Here is a 17,820-nt window from a genome sequence, read left to right as displayed (position 1 = left end):
TTAGGCAATTTATATTTAAGGAGTTAAAATGCCATTATTAGACAGCTTTAAAGTTGACCATACTAAAATGCCAGCTCCTGCTGTGCGTTTAGCTAAAGTTATGAAAACACCTAAGGGTGATGATATTAGTGTGTTTGATTTGCGTTTTTGCATACCAAATAAAGACATTATGAGCGAAAAAGGCACTCATACCTTAGAACATTTATTTGCAGGATTTATGAGAGATCATTTAAATTCAAATTCAGTTGAAATTATTGATATTTCACCTATGGGTTGTCGCACGGGTTTTTATATGAGTTTAATTGGAACACCTGATGAGAAAAGTATTGCAAAAGCTTGGGAAGAAGCTATGAAAGATGTTTTAAGCGTAAGCGATCAAAGCAAAATTCCTGAACTTAATATCTATCAATGCGGAACTTGTGCCATGCATTCTTTAGATGAAGCCAAACAAATTGCCCAAAAGGTTTTAAATCTAGGTATTAGCATAATGAATAACAAAGAATTAAAACTCGAGAATGCTTAAAAAGAATCTTTATTTTTTAAACGATTAAGCTTTAATTAATATATTTTTATATATGATTTTGAAATTTTATTATTTTAATAAGGAGAAAAAATGAAACTGATGTGCGAGATGTGTAGTATCTAGTGCGTCCTTTGGCTTAACATTATGTTTCCAAAGGTCCAAAAAGTGGATAAGGAGATATAATGTGTAAGAAAGTCAAAAAAGTTTATTTTTTCAAAATACTCATTTAAAATCTTAAACTTACAAAAATTTCTCTAATAAAATTTAATTCAAAATATCTTCTTATCCTTAATTTTAATTTAAGGAGTAAAAATGAATTTACCTATACTTGATTTACAAGCTTATGAAAAAGATAAAAGCACTTTTCTTAAAAACTTAAGAGAAATCGCTTCTAAAATAGGCTTTTTTTATCTTATCAATACCGGTATAGATAAAAATTTAAACAAGAAATTATTCAAACTTGGCAAAGAATTTTTTAATCTTCCTAGAAGTTCGAAAGATCTTATTTCTATGGTGCATTCTCCTCAATTTAGAGGTTATACTAGCGAAGGTTTTGAATACACAGCAGGAGCTAAGGATTATAGAGAACAACTGGATATAGGCACAGAAAGAGATGCTTTAAACTGGAATTTAAACTCACCCTTATGGCAAAGATTAGAAGGTCCTAATCTTTGGCCTAGTGAAATTCCAGAACTTAAAAAAACTTTCTTAACTTGGCACGAACAAACCAAAAAAGCTTGTTTAAAGCTTTTAAAAGCCTTCGCTCAAGCCCTTGATCTGCCTAGCAATGCTTTTGATAAACTTTATGGAAAAAATTCTTATGAACATTGTAAAATCATACATTATCCTAAAAGTTCAAAAAACACTACTCAAGGCGTGGGTTCACATAAAGATGGCGGGCTTATCACTTTTGTTTTTCAAGAAAAACAAAGCGGACTTGAAGCTTTTATAGATGGTAAATGGCTTAGTATACCTCCACTTGAAAATAGCGTTGTAGTTAATATAGGAGAATTTTTAGAACTAGCTACCAATGGCTATTTAAAAGCTACTATTCACCGCGTGAATTTAAGCCCAAAAGAACGCTTTAGCATAGCTTATTTTCTTGGAGTGCAACTTGATAAGGATATACCTATTTTTAAGTTAAATCCAGAGCTTGCTAAAGAAAGCAAAGGTGTGGATACTGATCCTAAAAATCCACTTTTAAGAAATGTTGCAAGTAATTATTTTAAAAGAATGATACGCTCTCATCCTGATGTAGCAAGTATTTATCATAGTGACTTGATAGAAAAATTTAAATTTGCGTAAAGGAGAAAAAATGACTTTATTTACTAAAGCTTTTTGCGTCGCTACTCTTTTTACCGGTTTTGCATGGGCAAATGAAGAACTTAAAGTTGGCTCTTCTATAACACCTCATGCAGATATTTTAAGATTTATAAAATCAGCGCTTCAAAAACAAGGTTATGATTTAAAAATTTATGAATTCAATGATGGAGTAATCCCTAATGTAATGGTTGAAAATGGTGAGTTAGATGCTAATTATTTTCAGCATGAGCCTTATTTAAAAGAATTCAATCAAAGACAAGGCACTCATCTTGTAAAAGTTGCTAGTATCCATATAGAACCTATGGCAGTGTATTCTAAAAAACATAAAAAATTTAACCCCGAGGAAGGACAAAGCATTTCTATACCCAATAATCCTACAAATGAAAGCCGTGCTTTACGCATTGTAGCAAGCAAAGGACTTATAGAAGTTAAGGATAATGAGCTCATCACTCCTTTAGATATCACTAAAAATCCTAAGAAGCTTAAATTCGTAGAGTTAAAAGACGCTCAACTTACAAGGAGTTTAAATGATGTAGATTATTCTCTTATTAATAGCAATTTTGCTATTTTAGCAGGTTTAAATCCTGTAAAAGATGGGCTTTATACAGAAAGTAAATATAGTGAATATGGCAACATCATCGCTGTTAAAGAAGGTAATGAAAACCTTCCTAAAATCAAAGCCCTAGTAAAGGCCTTGCAAAGCGATGAAGTTAAAAAATTTATAGAAGAAAAATATCAGGGTGCTTTAATCCCTACATTTTAAGGAGAATAAATATGAAAAATTCAATCATTTCTTATCCAAGAATAGGTGCAAATAGAGAATTAAAATTTGCTATTGAAAAATACTTTAAAAACCAAAGTTCTAAAGAGGAGCTTTTAAAAAGCGCTAAGGATTTAAGGATTAGACACTGGCAAGAAATTCAAAAAGCTGGCATTGATTTTATCCCTAGTAATGATTTTTCACTTTATGATAATGTCTTAGATGCGGCTGTGCTTTTTAACATTGTTCATACAAAGTATAAAAATTTAAATTTAGATGCTTTAGATGAATACTTTGCTCAAAGTCGAGGTTATCAAGGAGAAAATGGAGATGTTACAGCCTTAGCAATGAAAAAATGGTTCAATACAAATTATCATTATTTGGTGCCTGAGTGTGATAATGCTGATATTATAGCTTTAACAGGGGATAAAATTTTTAAAGAATATCTCGAAGCTAAAGAGCTTGGCATAGAAAGCAAGCCTGTTTTAATAGGCATTTTCACACTTTTTAAACTCATTGCCTTTAAAGATGGAAAAACTCAAAAACTCGCTAAAGAAAAGCTTTTAAACGCTTACATAGAGCTTTTTGATAAACTAAATGAACTTAAAGTGACATGGCTTGAACTTGATGAGCCTTATTTGGTTTATGATTTAAGCAAGGAAGATATCGCTTTGTTCGAAGAATTTTACCAAGAACTTTTAAATCACAAAAAAAATCTTAAAATTTTACTTCAAAGCTATTTTGGAGACTTAAGAGATATTTATCCTAAACTTTTAGAAAGCAAATTTGATGCTTTGGGGCTTGATTTTATCGAAGGTAAACAAAGCTTAGCCTTAGTTCAAAAATACGGCTTTGCTAAAGATAAAATCCTTTTTGCAGGTCTTATTAACGGCAAAAATATCTATGCTAATGATTATGCTAAAAGCCTAAAGCTTATTAAAGAGCTTCAAAAATATACACAAAATATCATCTTAAACACTTCTTGCTCACTTTTACATGTGCCTTATAGCACTGAATTTGAAAGCAAATTAGATTCAAGTTATCTTAAACTTTTTGCCTTTGCTAAAGAAAAACTTCAAGAACTTAAAGATTTAAAAGAAATTCTAAATTCTAGCGAAGAAAATCCGCTCTTTAGAGCCAATCAAGAGCTTTTTAAAAATATCCCAGAGCGTTTAGATGAAAAAGTCAAAGCAAGGCTTAAGGCTTTAAAAAAAGAAGATTTTACCAGAACGCCTAGTTTTAAAGAACGCGCCTTAATCCAAAAAGAATTTTTAAAACTCCCTCTTTTACCAACCACAACCATAGGTTCCTTTCCTCAAAGTGCCGATGTAAGATCTAATCGCCTTGCCTTTAAGCAAGAAAAAATTTCAGCTCAAAACTACACTGAATTTAACCAACAAAAAATCAAAGAATGCATACAAATTCAAGAAGAAATAGGACTTGATGTTTTAGTGCATGGAGAATTTGAAAGAAATGATATGGTGGAGTATTTTGGAGAGAATTTAAAGGGCTTTTTATTTACTCAAAATGGTTGGGTGCAAAGCTATGGCACAAGGTGCGTTAAACCTCCTGTGATTTGGGGTGATGTATCACGCACAAAGCCTATTACCCTAGCTTGGTCTAAATTTGCACAAAGTTTAAGTCAAAAAATCGTAAAAGGTATGCTAACTGGGCCTGTAACCATACTTAATTGGTCCTTTCCAAGAGAAGACATCAGTTTAAAAGAAAGCACTGAGCAAATTGCCTTAGCTATAAGAGATGAAGTGTTAGATCTTGAAAATGCAGGTATAAAAATCATACAAATTGATGAAGCGGCTTTACGTGAAAAACTGCCTTTAAGGAAAAGTGATTGGCATAGCGAGTATTTAGATTGGGCTATCCCTGCTTTTAATCTTGTGCATAGTGGGGTAAAAGCTAAAACTCAAATTCACACTCATATGTGCTATAGTGAATTTAGCGATATCTTAAAAGAAATTGACGCTATGGATGCTGATGTGATTTCTTTTGAAGCTTCAAGATCAAACTTAAGTCTTTTAGATACCCTAAAAGCTATTCGTTTTAAAACTGAGGTGGGACCAGGAGTTTATGATATACATAGCCCTAGAGTTCCAAGCGTAGAAGAATTAAGTTTAACTATAGAAAAAATTTTAAACAAATTACCTAAGGAGCAAATTTGGATCAATCCAGACTGCGGACTTAAAACAAGGGCTTATGAAGAAGTTATAGCCTCTCTTAAAAATTTAGTTACAGCTACGCAAAAAATACGAAAACAATTATAAGGAGTTTTTATGTGTAATTTTTCTTTTGAAGTTTTTCCACCAAGAATGGATGAAAATATCAAAAATCTTCATGCTATCTTAGATGATTTAGGGCAATTAAGCCCTAATTTTATCAGCGTAACCTTTGGAGCTGGAGGCTCTGTTAACTCACAAAACACTTTAGAAATTGCAAGCTTAATCCAGAAAGAATATCAAATTCCTAGCATAGTACATTTACCTTGTATCCATTCTAGTAAAGAAAAAATCACTCAGATACTTCAAAAATGCAAAGAAAAAAATCTTAATCAAATTCTTGCCCTAAGAGGCGATATATGTGAGAATTTAGAAAAAAGCAAAGATTTTTCTTATGCTAGTGATTTAATTTCTTTTATAAAAAAACAAGAATATTTTGAAATTTATGCCGCATGCTATCCTGAAAAACATAATGAATCTAAAAATTTCATCGAGGATATACACCATCTTAAAACTAAGGTAAATGCAGGAACAGACAAGCTCATTACTCAACTTTTTTACAATAATGAAGATTTTTATACTTTTAAACAAAATTGTGCTTTAGCAGGTATTGACATACCTATTTACGCAGGTATTATGCCTATTACTAACAAAAGACAGGTTTTAAAAATTTCTCAACTTTGCGGAGCTAAAATCCCTCCTAAATTTGTTAAAATTTTAGAAAAATATGAAAATAATACTTTGGCTTTAGAAGATGCAGGTATCGCGTATGCTTGCGATCAAATTGTCGATTTAATCACAAGTGGCGTAGATGGAATTCATCTTTATACTATGAATAAATCCAAAGCAGCTATTAAAATTTATGAAGCTGTAAAGCATTTGCTTAAAGAAGAGCTTCGTGCTTAGAAAATAAACTATTTTTTGCTTTTATCTTAACTTATTTTCATTTTTTAGCTTATGGTTTTCTATAAGTAAAACAAAAATTAAAGATAAAAGCAAACCTGGTATAATACCCAAGCAAAGATAGAAAAAAGAATTATATTTAAAAAAGAAGAAAAGTGCACCAAAAAGCATTAAAGCTAAAGATACACCTTTGAAAAATTCTAAAATATAGATCAATGACCTTCCTCAACAACAGTTGCACCCGCTAAATATACATAAGTTAAAATCATAAAAATAAAAGCTTGTAAAAATGCCATAAAAGTTAAAAGCACATAAGCAGGAAGTGGAGCTATATAAGGAACTAAAGCTAAAATTACCATTAAAAATAAATCGTCGCCTTTAATATTTCCAAACAAACGGAAGGACAAAGAAACCACACGAGAAAGATGAGAGACTATCTCTATAGGAAACATCAAAGGAGCTAAAAGTTTAATAGGTCCCATGAAATGAGCAAAATACTTTACAAAACCTTGTGCCCTAATACCCTCAAAATGATAATATACAAAAACTATAATAGCTAAGGACAAAGTCAAATTTAAACTTGCAGTTGGAGCGTGAAAACCAGGTATTATACCTATAATATTACTAAAAAACACTATAATCCCCAAAGTTGCAACCAAAGGAAGATATTTTCTTGCACCTTTTTCACTTCCCATGGTATCTCTACCCATAGATAAAACTCCCTCTAAAAAAGCCTCACCTAAATTTTGCATACCGCGTGGAACAAGTTGCATAGAACGAGTAGCCATCATAGCCACTATAACAGCAATTAAAGCTACCAAACCTATGTGAAAAAAATAAGAAAAACTATGACTTGCATCAAGCAAAGAGCTAAATAAAAATAAATCTTTCATGGTTTCCTCAAAAATTTTATTCTAAACTCGAAATTTTAGCAAAATCTTACTTATATTTTAATGAAAATTTACATCCATTCTAAAACTTGCGAAAGTTCTTTAGCAACAAAACACTTAAGCCCTATATCTTCCAAAGGCTTAGAAGGAACAATGGCATTTTTAAATTTTTGCATTTTAGCTTCTTTTAAACGCGTATCAAGGCTAAAAACCTCTCTAATTTCTCCATTTAAACTAAGCTCCCCTATAAAAATACTATCTTTGCTCAAAGGGCGATTTTTAAAACTTGAAATAATAGCTGCAACCACAGCCAAATCCGCCGCAGTTTCACTTACTTTTACTCCGCCGCTAATATTTACAAATACATCATAATGCCCTAAAGGAATTTCAAGTTTTCTTTCAAGCAAAGCCAAAAGCATATCTAAGCGATTTTTTTCATATCCTGTAGCGCTGCGTTTTGGGTAAGAACTTTCACACACTAAAGCTTGAACTTCTAAAACCAAGGCACGAGATCCTTCCATCACAACACCTAAAGCACTTCCTGAAATAGCCTTTCCACGAGTAAAAAAACGATTTGCTAAATCTTTTGCGCTAATCAAACCCTTAGCAGTCATCTCAAAAATACCTACTTCATTCGTTCCACCAAAACGATTTTTAAAGCCTCTTAAAAGTCTGATTTCTTTAGTGGCATCTCCTTCAAAATAAAGCACCACATCTACCATATGCTCAAGAACCCTAGGCCCTGCTATAGCACCTTCTTTAGTAATATGCCCTATGATAAAAGTACTGATATTATAAGCCTTGCTAACACGCATAAGTTCAAAAGTAATCTCACGCACCTGAGTGATGCTTCCTGCTGCTGAAGTGATTTTATTTGAATATAGAGTTTGTATAGAATCAACGATAAGAATGCTATAATCTTTTTTGTGCAATTCTTCTAAAATATTTTCAAGGCAAAGTTCAGTAAGTAAAAATAAATTCGGAGTATTAGCCTCAAGACGATCAGCTCTTAATTTAATCTGGGCTTTACTTTCTTCGCCACTGACATAAAGCACTTTTTTACCCTGTTTAGCTAAATTTGAAGCAATTTTTAACAAAAGCGTAGATTTTCCCACACCTGGACTTCCGCCTATAAGCACTAAAGAACCTTCAACAAGCCCTCCACCTAAAACCAAATCAAGCTCATTATCATCTGTGCTGTATCTTGTAAAATGTTCTAACTCCACATCTTCAATACAAACAGCCTCACTTGTTTTCATACTAACTTGTGCAAGCTCTTTTAAAACTTTAATTTGCTCAGCTTTTAATTCTATAAAACTATCCCAAGCTCCACAATCAGGACATTTTCCAAGCCATTTGCTTTGTTGATTTCCACAAGCTTGGCATTCAAAAAGTGCTTTATTTTTTGCCATTATTCAAAAATAGGATCTAATAAAGTATCTAAGTAAGCATTTGCATTAAATTCTTGTAAATCCGTCATTTGCTCACCCACGCCTACATAAAAAATAGGAAGCTCAAGCTCTCTTGCTATACTAAAAAGTGCACCCCCTTTAGCTGTCCCATCAAGCTTTGTAATAATCACACCATCAAGTTTTACAAGCTCATTAAAAGCTTTAGCTTGTAAAATTCCAGCATTTCCCTGTGTTCCATCTAAAACTAAAATTTTTCTATGGGGTGCGCCTTCTAAAGCTTTGTTTGAAATTCTTACAATTTTTTCAAGCTCATGAGCTAAATTTTTTTGATTTTGCAAACGCCCTGCTGTATCGATAATAACTCTATCAAAATCCTTTGCTTTTGCTTTAGAAATGGTATCAAAAGCAACCGCTGAAGGATCATGCCCTTGTGCAGTTAAAACTATATCTACATCCACTTTTTGCGCCCAAAGTTTTAATTGCTCAATCGCACCTGCTCTAAAAGTATCACACGCTCCTAAAACCACTTTTTGATTTTGGTTTTTGTATAAAAAAGCAAGCTTGGCAATACTTGTTGTTTTTCCTGCTCCATTTACTCCTAAAATAAGCTCTACAAAAGGTTTTTCTTGATTGGTTTCTTTTTTTTCATAAAGAAAATAAGAACCCATAACACGCTTTAAATCTTCTTTTTTTACTTCATTTTGAGGTGGTAAATAATAAATTATCTCTTCAACTATTTCATAACTTACATCTGCTTCAAGCAAAATTTCTTCAAGCAAATCTTTGGTTATCTTTTTATTCTCTCCTTTAACTCCAATAATATTTTCAAGAGTTTTTGCAAGTCCTTTTTTAAAAAAATTAAACATTAAAGTATAGCCTTTTGTATATCGATTTCTAGCATTTCTTCAGGAATAAGCCCTAAATACTGATTAATCAATTTAGAATGCTTGTTGTAAAGAAACATGGTAGGAATTCCATTTACCCCACCTAAAGCTTTAGCTAAAAGATAGTTATTTTCACCATTAGAGACTTTATAAGATATTTTATGTTGTTCTATAAATTTTTGAATCTCCTCATTAGACTTATCCTCTAATAAAACTCCAACTATATTAAAATCATTGTTATACTTTTCTTGTAATTTATTAAGATGAGGGATTTCAGCAATGCAAGGGGTACACCAAGTGGTAAAAAATACAAACAAAGTTGCCTTATCTTCATCGTTAAAATTTAAAACGGCATTTTCTTTTTTAACTGAAATTGATCCTCCATCAATCAAATTAAGTTTAAAATTCATATCATCACTTTGATTTATACTTGTCTCGGTGCTTAAATTTACATCATTTTGCTGCTTTTCTTTATCATTGCTACAAGCAACAAACAAACAAAATATTGTCACTAGTAAAAGTATTTTTTTAATCTTCATTATTTATCAATCCTTTATTCTTCTTTATAAAAATGCTAAAATTATAACATACATAAGATAATATTTTTTTAAAGGCATATTAATGGAAAAAACAGATTTCAGGGCATTGCAAAAAATACGCCTTTTCAAACATTCAAAACTAAATTTCAAACAAGATTATAAAATATTTAAAGAATGTCTTAAAATAATAAAACTATTTAAAGCTAAAAATATTTTAATTTTTATTCCTTTGCATTATGAACCAAACTTAATAAAATTTCGCCATATTCTTAATAAAAATTACAAACTTTTTGTTCCATTTATGCAAGATAAAAGTTTAAAAATTGTAAAATTAAGATTGCCTTTTATTAAAAAAAGGTTTGGGGTTTTAGAGCCTATAGATTCTTTTTTTAAAGCAAAAATTGATTTAGCTATTGTGCCTGTAATTGGCGTCGATAAAAATTTAAAAAGAATAGGACATGGGCAAGGTTTTTATGATAGATTTTTTGAAAATTTAAATTACAAACCTCATGTAATATTTGTCCAAAGTATAGATGCTTTAAGTCAAAATAATCTAACACAAAAGCATGATATTTCAGGAAAATTATACATAAACCCTTATAAAAAATATTACAAGAAAGAAAGAAAAAATGATAGAATCACTGATCGCATTTATAGCCGCTATAGTCGGACTCGGTATAGGATATTTAGTTGCAAAAAAAATCAATGATGCCAAATATGAAATTTTCGTAGAGCAAGCTAAAGCTAAAGCTAAAGCTATAGAATACGAAGCAGAGCTTATTTTAAAAGATGCAAAAAATTCAATTCTTAATGCAGAATTAGAAGTTAAAAAAAAATACGAAGAAAAAACTCACAAAATTCAAAAAGATTTTAATCAAAAATTTGATGATCTTTCTAAAAAAGAACAAAAACTTCAGCAAGAAGAAGAAAAACTAAAAGAAGATAAAGAATACCTTTGCAAGTCACAAAAACACATTCAAGACTTACAATCTGATGTTGATAAATTAAAAAATAAATATCAAGAAAAACTTGACGATGTTTTAAAAATTTTAGAACATTCTACAGGACTTACACAAAATGAAGCCAAAGAAATCATTCTTAAAAAAGTAGAAGAAAATTCTCGCGAGCAAATTGCACATATAGTAAGAAAATATGAAGAAGAAGCAAAAAATGAAGCCAAAAGAAAAGCTAACTTCATCATTGCTCAAGCTACCTCTCGTTTTGCAGGTGAATTTGCAGCTGAAAGACTTATCAATGTTATTAACATTAAAAACGATGAACTTAAAGGACGTATCATTGGTAAAGAAGGACGCAATGTTAAAACCTTAGAAATGGTTTTAGGTGTTGATATTATCATCGATGATACACCAGGTGCTATTATAGTAAGTTGTTTTAATCTTTATCGCCGTGCTATTGCTACAAAAGTTATAGAGCTTTTAGTTGAAGATGGCAGAATTCAACCCGCGCGCATAGAAGAAATTCACGAAAAAGTATGCAAAGAATTTGATAGTGCTATTCTAGAAGAAGGCGAAACCATAGTTATGGATCTAGGTTTAAATAAAATACACCCTGAAATTGTAAAACTCATAGGAAAACTCAAATACCGCGCAAGCTATGGACAAAACGCTTTAGCACATTCTTTGGAAGTGGCTCACCTTGCAGGAATCATTGCTGCTGAATGTGGTGGAGATGAGAATTTAGCGCGTCGCGCGGGAATTTTACATGATATAGGAAAAGCATTAACCCATGATTTTGAAGGATCTCATGTGGATTTAGGTGCAGAACTTTGCAAACGCTATAAAGAGCATCCTGTAGTAATCAATGCTATTTACGCACACCATGGACACGAAGAAGCTACAAGCATAGAATCAGCAGCTGTTTGTGCAGCAGACACTTTAAGTGCTGCACGACCTGGAGCTAGAAGAGAAGTGTTAGAAGCTTTCTTAAGAAGAGTCAGTGAGTTAGAAGATATCGCTAAAAGTAAAGAAGGAATTAAAAATGCCTATGCAATCAATGCCGGAAGAGAAATTCGCGTCATAGCCAATGCTCAGCTTGTTAATGATGATGAAAGTGTACTTTTGGCTAAGGAAATAGCAGCTGAAATTCAAGAAAAAATGCAATATCCTGGTGAAATTAAAGTCAATGTTATACGTGAACTTAGAGCTGTAGAATACGCTAAATAAGGTTTATTATGCAAGATATGATTGATACTTTAATAAAATATGGTTATATTGTTTTATTCTTTTACTCTTTAGGGGGTGGAATGGTTGGAATTTTAGCTGCAGGAGTTTTAAGTTCTCAAGGAAAAATGGATCTTAGTTTTTGCATTGCTCTTGCTTTTATTGCTAATACCATAGGTTCAACTTTGCTTTTTATACTTGGAAAATATTATAAAAAAGATATTATGCCTTATTTTAAAAAACACCGACGCAAACTAGCCCTTGCTATGATGAAAACAAAACAACACGGAATTATTTTACTTGTAACTCAAAAATTTATTTATGGTTTAAAAACTTTCATTCCCATAGCTGCAGGTATGGCAAAATATAATTTTATTAAATTTTTTATTATCAATACTCTAGCTAGTTTGGCATGGGCTATTGTTCTAGGTTTTGTTGCTTATACTTTTGGGTATGTTATTGAAGCAATTTTTGATAAACTGAGTTTATATCCTTATACTGCTCCTTTATTTTTATTATTTTTAGCTGGAATAATTTGGCTCTATTTAAGTAAATTTTCCAAAAAATAATGTCTCTATGGAATTCTTTTTCTTACTCTTTTAAAGAATTTCATTATTTATTTTTATCTGTTGTTATTATTTTTATTTTTAATATCCTTTTAGAATATAATAATTTTTTAAAATTTAAAAACCAAAAACATTACTTTATAAATAACGCTCTATTAACGCACCAATATACAAAATATAATAAAAAAAATAAAAAATACTGGGTTTTAAAGCTACAAACTGAAAACTTCACTTTTTATACTACAAGTTTTAAGGATTTAAATTTAAGCAAGAATCAACTTTTAAGCCTTAGAATTATCACCCATAATATTAACTTTAAAGACTATCTGAGCAAAAGTTTTTACGCACCTTCTTATGATTTTCAAAAATTAAAAGAAAAAGAATACAATCCCATTATATCTTACTTCTTAAATCAACATACAAATGAAAAAATTAAAGAATTTTATGGTGCTTTATTTTTTGCACTGCCCATATCTTTAGAGCTTAGAAACGATGTAAATTACTACGGCATAGCACACCTTATAGCAATTAGCGGTTATCACATAGGCTTGCTTTTTAGTTTAATTTTCTTTATTTTAGCTCCAATTTATAGTTTTTTCCAAAAAAGATATTTTCCTTATAGAAATTTACGTTTAGATTTAAGTATTTTAATTTTTACACTACTTTTAGCTTATGCTTGTTTAATAGGATTTGTCCCTTCTTTTGTGCGCTCCTTGATTATGGCTTTTTGGGTTTTTTATCTATTGTGTAAAAATATAAAAATTATTAATTTCTTTACGCTTTTTTGTAGTATTTTATTATGCATTTCTCTTTACCCTAGACTTTTATTTAGCATTGGATTTTTATTTTCTATTTTAGGTGTTTTTTATATTTTTTTATATATGCATCATTTTGCAAATAAATTTAATAATCTTATAAATATTATTTTGCTTAATATTTGGACTTTTTTTGCTATGGTTTTACCTGTGCTTTATTTTTTTCCACTTATAAGCTACCAACAAATTTTAGGTATTATTTTGAGTGGAATTTTTGTAATATTTTATCCTTTAGTATTATTTTTACATCTTATAAACTATGGAGATTTGTTCAATTTTATCTTAGATGAATTTTTTAAATTTAAAATTTATGGAACTAATATCCATATCCCATTTTGGATTTTTATAAGTTATCTTATTGTTTCTTTAATCTCTGTGCGATTTAAATATCTAGCTTTTCTTTGTATTTTTGCGAATTTTATTCCCTTCATTATGATTGTGATTTAGAAAATAATAGAGTTTAAGCCCAAAAAGATAAATAATCCAAGAAATATAAATCCAAATAAAAAAGAATAAAATAGTAGAAAAAGATCCATAAACACTAGCGTATGTTTTATTATATACCACATAATATACAAACAAATTTTTTCCTATATACCAAATAGCACCCGCTCCAAAAGATACTAAAGCTAAACTTCTAAGAGTTCCCTTATGAACAGAACTTGAATAAGATATAAAAAATAAACCCCAAATAATTACAAAGGGTAAAATTTCAAAAAAATTAAACCCTATTTTATAATCATCTAAAGTTTGTTGGATAAAACCTGAAATATAAAAACTAAGCCCAAGCCCTAAAGGAACAAGAGTCAAAAGAGTCCAATAAGAACTAATGCTTTGCCAAAGTCCTTTAGGTTCATTTTTAGTAATACGATTGATTACAAAATCATAGCCTGAAAAAAAAGCTAAAGAAGTAAATGCCATAGCAATAAGACCTACAATACCCAAATTTACACTATTTTTTAAAAAAGTATCGATGTAAGTAGCAACAACATCTTGTTGCGTTGGTATTAAAAAAGCAAAAATTACTTGCTTTGCTTTTTCATAATAAGCTTTAAAACTAGAAATTTGCGTAAAAACAGAAAAACATACAAATAAAATAGGTATTAAAGATAATACAGTATAAAAACTAAGCGCTGCTGCATAATTTAAAATTTCCTTATCACGCAAATTTAGCAAAATAGTAAAAAAATTTTTCAACTTCTAAAGTCCCATTTTAAAAGGATTTAGTATATTATTTGGATCAAAAGCTTTTTTAATATTTCTCATTAAATTCATTTCGGCTTCAGAAAAAGCTAAATTCATAAAAGGTGCTTTAGAGAGTCCGATACCATGCTCTCCGCTTAAAGTTCCTCCAAGTTTCACTGTTAATTTAAAAATCTCTTCCACAGCTTCATAGCCTTTTTTCACTTGCTCTTGATCATTTTTATCAGGAACCATCACATTAGTATGCACATTTCCATCCCCTGTATGCCCAAAACAAGGAATTTTAAAACCATATCTTTTAGAAATCTCATCTATACCTTCAAGCAAGGCAGGTAGTTTAGAACGCGGAACTGTAATATCTTCATTAAGTTTTAAAGCCCCATACATGGCAATACTTTGAGAACAATTCCTTCTAGCAAACCAAATATCTGCGGCTTCTTGTTCATCTTTTGCTATTTTAAATTCACTAGCTCCAGCTTCTAAAAAATAATATTCTAAATTTCTTAAATCCTCATCAATAGCTTCTTTAACATTACCATCCACATCAGCAATCAAAATAGCACCCGCTTCTATAGGCAAACCTTTATTAAATTTACTCTCAACCGCTCTAATGCTAAGATTGTCTAAAAATTCCATAGATACAGGACTTACACCGCTAGCAAGACTTTTGTAAACCGCATTCATAGCACTTTTTACACTTGGAAAAATAGCAAAAGCAGTTTTTTTGAATTTAGGTAAAGGTATTAATTTTAAAGTAAGCTCACTTAAAACTGCCAAAGAACCTTCACTAGCGATTAAAATTCCTGCCAAATTATAACCTGCTACATCTTTAATAGTGCGTTTTCCTGCACGAATGATTTCTCCGCTAGGCAAAACAGCCCTTAAAGCCATCACGTAATCTTTTGTAATGCCATATTTTGCAGCTCTCATTCCCCCAGCATTTTCGCTTACATTACCCCCTAAGCTAGAATACTCCATGCTAGCAGGGTCAGGCGGGTAAAAAAGTCCGTATTTAGCCACTTCTTTTTGTAAATGTATATTAATAACCCCAGGTTGCACAACAGCCACTAAATTTTCAAGATCAATTTCCAAAATTTTATTCATATGCTTTTCAAAAGCAAGCACCACACCGCCATTAACAGCTAAAGCTCCTCCTGTAAAACCAGATCCTGAGCCTCGTGGTATGACTATGATATTATTTTCATTGCAAAATTTTAAAATTTGAGCAATATCTTCTTCATTTCTTGGAAAAAGAACCCCATCGGGTAAATAATGTTTTTTTGTCGCATCATAGCTATAAGCTCTTTTGTGAATTTCATCAAAATAAGCGTTTTCTTCTCCTAAAAATCGTTTAAAATATTGTTCAAATTCTTTTTTCATGTTTATTGCACCTTAGGAAGATTAATCAAAGCATCATAATACCTATAATAATTTCCTATTTCTTGAGAGTTAAAATCAAAAAAATTACTTTTATATCCACCTATACGAGAATAAAAAGGAACCTGAACGCTAGTTGGCTTGCTTATAGGCACTTCATAAAGCTTATTAAAATCTTGACAATCTACAACTTCTGCTTGATTTTCCAAAGCCACAACCAAAATGCCAACCGCATTATCATCACAAAATTGCCTAAAATCTGAACGCTTAGGAGAAAGAGTGGCCGTTCTAATTAATTGTGCTCCAAAAATGTCAATATGGGTAAAATATATCTGCGGAAATTCTCTAACAAGTTCATTATAAGTTTGTTCATCAGGAGCAATTACCAATCCTCTATCATAAAGAAAATTTAAAACAACCTCATCACCTACTTTAGGTAAAACATTTGGCAAAGGCAAAGCATCTTGCTTAAGAGCTGAAAAAACGCTAAATTCTAATTTTGCCAAACCATTTTTTTTATCTATAACACTTGCTCTAGCAATGATACTTTGCGAATTGCTAAAATGTTGTACTACTACGCCACTTGAATAAAGTTTTATATCATCACTATCTTTAATATAACCATAAATATCATCAACTTTTACAAGTTCACTTTTTATAGGTTTTAAATCAAATCCAACCGCAAAGAGGCTAAGGTTTAAAGCTAAAAAACACACTATAGTTTTAAACAAATTTGCTCCTTAAATAAAAATTTATAGAATTATAATCCTTTTTTGTTAAGCAATTGTAAGAAAAATAAAGTAAAATATAGCTTTTAAATTTCAAAATTCTTTTAAAAATTAAGGTTATCTCATGAAAAAATTATTGCTTTTATTTATTTTTGTTGTTCAAAGTTTTGCAGCTTTAAGTGTTGAAGAGCTAACTTGGGATAATGGAGATACCTTGCTTAAATTCTTACAAAGAAATTCCATACCTATGTCGCTTTATTATGGACTTGATAGAGAAGATCAAGAACTTGCTTCTGATATAGCCTATAAAATAAAATATCAAGTTTTAAAAGATGAAAACAACAACATAGAACAAGTTTTAATTCCAATTAGTGATGATTTACAAATTCATATCTATAAAGATAAAGATGGACAATACACTCTTGCTTTTACTCCTGTATCTTATCAAAAAGAAGATAGAATTTTACATTTAACCATTAAAAGCTCTGCTTATCAAGATGTCTATGAAGAAAGCGGTAGCAGTACTTTAGCTCGTGCTATGGTTCGTGCTTTTCGAGGAAGTATAAATTTTCGCAATATCCAAAAAGGTGATGAAGTAACCCTATATTATGAACAAAAAAGACGCATGGGTAAACTTTGGGGCGATATAAATATAAAAATGGCAATGGTAGAAATCAATAAAAGCGCTAGAGAAGTCTTTTCTTATAATGATATATTCTATGATCGCGATGGCAAAGAATTAGAATCTTTTTTACTTACAAAACCTGTGAACTACACTAGAATTTCCTCTCCTTTTACAACAGCAAGATATCATCCTATATTAAAACGCTATCGCGCCCATCTTGGTATAGACTATGCTGCACCTACTGGAACTCCTGTAAAAAGTGCTGGCAAAGGAGTAGTAACCTTTATAGGCACAAAAGGTGGTTATGGAAATGTAATTCAAATCAAGCATGACTCAGGTTATATGACTTTATATGCTCATCTTAGTCGTTTTGCAAAAATTAAAAACGGACAAAAGGTAAATCAAGGACAAGTAATTGCATATGTTGGTTCAACAGGTATGAGCACAGGGCCTCATTTGCATTTTGGAGTATATTTAAACAATAAAGCTATAAATCCTGCATCTGTTGTAAAAATCGCCAAATCAGAACTTAGTGGAAAAGCGAAAGAGAATTTTAAACATATCATAGCTGGATACGAGCAGGTTGTTAAAGAAGCCCTAGCCTCGAATCAACCTAATCCTCCAAAAGAAGAAGATTTTGAAAACTATATAGAATTTTAATTACTCAACAACGCTTTATCTTTTGCATTGATTAAAGAATTTAGAAGAGTTGCAAGCTCTTCTTTTTCTTTTTCATTAATTTCACAAAAATCTGCATCAATCAATTGTTTCACCAAAGCTTCATTTAACAAATCCCCATCGCCAAATTCTCTAGCTTTTTGAATGATTTTTAACACTCTTAAATCTTTTCTTTCGTACATT

General features: G+C 30.8%; 19 protein-coding genes. 10 read left to right on the top strand and 9 right to left on the bottom strand.

Annotated elements, in window-relative coordinates; translation table 11 throughout:
- Positions 1-28: 28 nt before the first annotated feature.
- The 5 genes from luxS to metF all read left to right on the top strand — a co-directional run bounded on the left by luxS (position 29) and on the right by metF (position 5,743).
- Positions 29-523 (top strand): S-ribosylhomocysteine lyase, encoded by a 495-nt coding sequence (gene luxS, locus ELQ12_RS00610; RefSeq protein WP_002870821.1) that lies wholly within the window; start codon positions 29-31, stop codon positions 521-523.
- A 312-nt stretch (positions 524-835) separates the two neighbouring features.
- Complete coding sequence (locus ELQ12_RS00600; protein WP_070242793.1) at positions 836-1,828, top strand: isopenicillin N synthase family oxygenase; 993 nt, start codon at positions 836-838, stop codon at positions 1,826-1,828.
- Positions 1,829-1,838: 10 nt separating this feature from the next.
- Positions 1,839-2,609, top strand: a complete 771-nt coding sequence (locus ELQ12_RS00595) for a MetQ/NlpA family ABC transporter substrate-binding protein (RefSeq protein ID WP_070242792.1) — start codon at positions 1,839-1,841, stop codon at positions 2,607-2,609.
- Positions 2,610-2,620: 11 nt separating this feature from the next.
- On the top strand, positions 2,621-4,885 hold the full coding sequence (metE, locus tag ELQ12_RS00590) for a 5-methyltetrahydropteroyltriglutamate--homocysteine S-methyltransferase (protein ID WP_070242791.1): 2,265 nt from the start codon (positions 2,621-2,623) through the stop codon (positions 4,883-4,885).
- A gap of 9 nt (positions 4,886-4,894) precedes the next feature.
- A complete protein-coding gene (gene metF, locus ELQ12_RS00585; RefSeq protein ID WP_070242790.1) occupies positions 4,895-5,743 on the top strand; it encodes a methylenetetrahydrofolate reductase [NAD(P)H] in 849 nt (282 codons plus the stop codon).
- Positions 5,744-5,764: 21 nt separating this feature from the next.
- Here metF and ELQ12_RS00580 read toward each other — a convergent pair whose 3' ends face one another.
- The 5 genes from ELQ12_RS00580 to ELQ12_RS00560 all read right to left on the bottom strand — a co-directional run bounded on the left by ELQ12_RS00580 (position 5,765) and on the right by ELQ12_RS00560 (position 9,465).
- Complete coding sequence (locus tag ELQ12_RS00580; RefSeq protein ID WP_002870826.1) at positions 5,765-5,956, bottom strand: hypothetical protein; 192 nt, start codon at positions 5,954-5,956, stop codon at positions 5,765-5,767.
- Positions 5,953-6,633 (bottom strand): F0F1 ATP synthase subunit A, encoded by a 681-nt coding sequence (locus ELQ12_RS00575; protein WP_002870827.1) that lies wholly within the window; start codon positions 6,631-6,633, stop codon positions 5,953-5,955. Before ELQ12_RS00575 ends, ELQ12_RS00580 begins: the two co-directional genes overlap by 4 nt.
- 68 nt (positions 6,634-6,701) lie before the next feature.
- Positions 6,702-8,042 carry a DNA repair protein RadA gene (gene radA / locus ELQ12_RS00570; protein ID WP_002870828.1) on the bottom strand — a complete coding sequence of 447 codons (1,341 nt, stop codon included), beginning with the start codon at positions 8,040-8,042 and terminating at the stop codon, positions 6,702-6,704.
- Positions 8,042-8,908: a signal recognition particle-docking protein FtsY gene (gene ftsY / locus ELQ12_RS00565; protein WP_002870829.1), complete on the bottom strand. Its 867-nt coding sequence runs from the start codon at positions 8,906-8,908 to the stop codon at positions 8,042-8,044. The genes radA and ftsY overlap by 1 nt, the downstream gene beginning before the upstream one ends.
- Positions 8,908-9,465, bottom strand: coding sequence for a TlpA disulfide reductase family protein (locus ELQ12_RS00560; RefSeq protein ID WP_070261336.1), 558 nt, complete (start codon positions 9,463-9,465; stop codon positions 8,908-8,910). Before ELQ12_RS00560 ends, ftsY begins: the two co-directional genes overlap by 1 nt.
- An 82-nt stretch (positions 9,466-9,547) precedes the next feature.
- Here ELQ12_RS00560 and ELQ12_RS00555 point away from each other — a divergent pair, with 82 nt between their 5' ends.
- The 4 genes from ELQ12_RS00555 to ELQ12_RS00540 are packed head-to-tail and all read left to right on the top strand — an operon-like array spanning position 9,548 to position 13,473.
- Positions 9,548-10,174, top strand: coding sequence for a 5-formyltetrahydrofolate cyclo-ligase (locus tag ELQ12_RS00555; RefSeq protein ID WP_002870831.1), 627 nt, complete (start codon positions 9,548-9,550; stop codon positions 10,172-10,174).
- Positions 10,095-11,648: a ribonuclease Y gene (gene rny, locus ELQ12_RS00550; protein ID WP_052949264.1), complete on the top strand. Its 1,554-nt coding sequence runs from the start codon at positions 10,095-10,097 to the stop codon at positions 11,646-11,648. The genes ELQ12_RS00555 and rny overlap by 80 nt, the downstream gene beginning before the upstream one ends.
- A gap of 8 nt (positions 11,649-11,656) precedes the next feature.
- Entirely contained in the window at positions 11,657-12,214 is a 558-nt protein-coding gene (locus tag ELQ12_RS00545; protein WP_070248825.1) for a DedA family protein, read from the top strand.
- Entirely contained in the window at positions 12,214-13,473 is a 1,260-nt protein-coding gene (locus ELQ12_RS00540; protein WP_070240407.1) for a ComEC/Rec2 family competence protein, read from the top strand. Before ELQ12_RS00545 ends, ELQ12_RS00540 begins: the two co-directional genes overlap by 1 nt.
- Here ELQ12_RS00540 and ELQ12_RS00535 read toward each other — a convergent pair.
- Genes ELQ12_RS00535 through ELQ12_RS00525 form a run of 3 tightly spaced genes read right to left on the bottom strand, consistent with a single transcriptional unit; the run spans position 13,417 to position 16,337 of the window.
- Complete coding sequence (locus ELQ12_RS00535) at positions 13,417-14,223, bottom strand: YihY/virulence factor BrkB family protein (RefSeq protein ID WP_002870834.1); 807 nt, start codon at positions 14,221-14,223, stop codon at positions 13,417-13,419. The genes ELQ12_RS00540 and ELQ12_RS00535 overlap by 57 nt on opposite strands.
- A gap of 3 nt (positions 14,224-14,226) precedes the next feature.
- Positions 14,227-15,609: an FAD-linked oxidase C-terminal domain-containing protein gene (locus tag ELQ12_RS00530; protein ID WP_134264494.1), complete on the bottom strand. Its 1,383-nt coding sequence runs from the start codon at positions 15,607-15,609 to the stop codon at positions 14,227-14,229.
- A 2-nt stretch (positions 15,610-15,611) separates the two neighbouring features.
- Complete coding sequence (locus ELQ12_RS00525) at positions 15,612-16,337, bottom strand: plasminogen-binding N-terminal domain-containing protein (RefSeq protein ID WP_002853792.1); 726 nt, start codon at positions 16,335-16,337, stop codon at positions 15,612-15,614.
- A 121-nt stretch (positions 16,338-16,458) separates the two neighbouring features.
- Here ELQ12_RS00525 and ELQ12_RS00520 point away from each other — a divergent pair, with 121 nt between their 5' ends.
- The gene (locus ELQ12_RS00520; protein WP_002852845.1) at positions 16,459-17,619 is read left to right on the top strand and encodes a M23 family metallopeptidase; all 1,161 of its coding nucleotides are present in this window, start codon (positions 16,459-16,461) and stop codon (positions 17,617-17,619) included.
- Here ELQ12_RS00520 and ELQ12_RS00515 read toward each other — a convergent pair.
- The gene (locus ELQ12_RS00515) at positions 17,616-17,819 is read right to left on the bottom strand and encodes a hypothetical protein (protein WP_002853612.1); all 204 of its coding nucleotides are present in this window, start codon (positions 17,817-17,819) and stop codon (positions 17,616-17,618) included. The two genes, ELQ12_RS00520 and ELQ12_RS00515, sit on opposite strands and share 4 nt — an antisense overlap.
- Position 17,820: the final 1 nt, after the last annotated feature.

Source organism: Campylobacter sp. US25a, assembly GCF_004379075.1.
GTDB classification, from domain to species: Bacteria; Campylobacterota; Campylobacteria; order Campylobacterales; family Campylobacteraceae; genus Campylobacter_D; species Campylobacter_D jejuni.
This window is presented reverse-complemented; position numbering and strand designations above follow the sequence as displayed.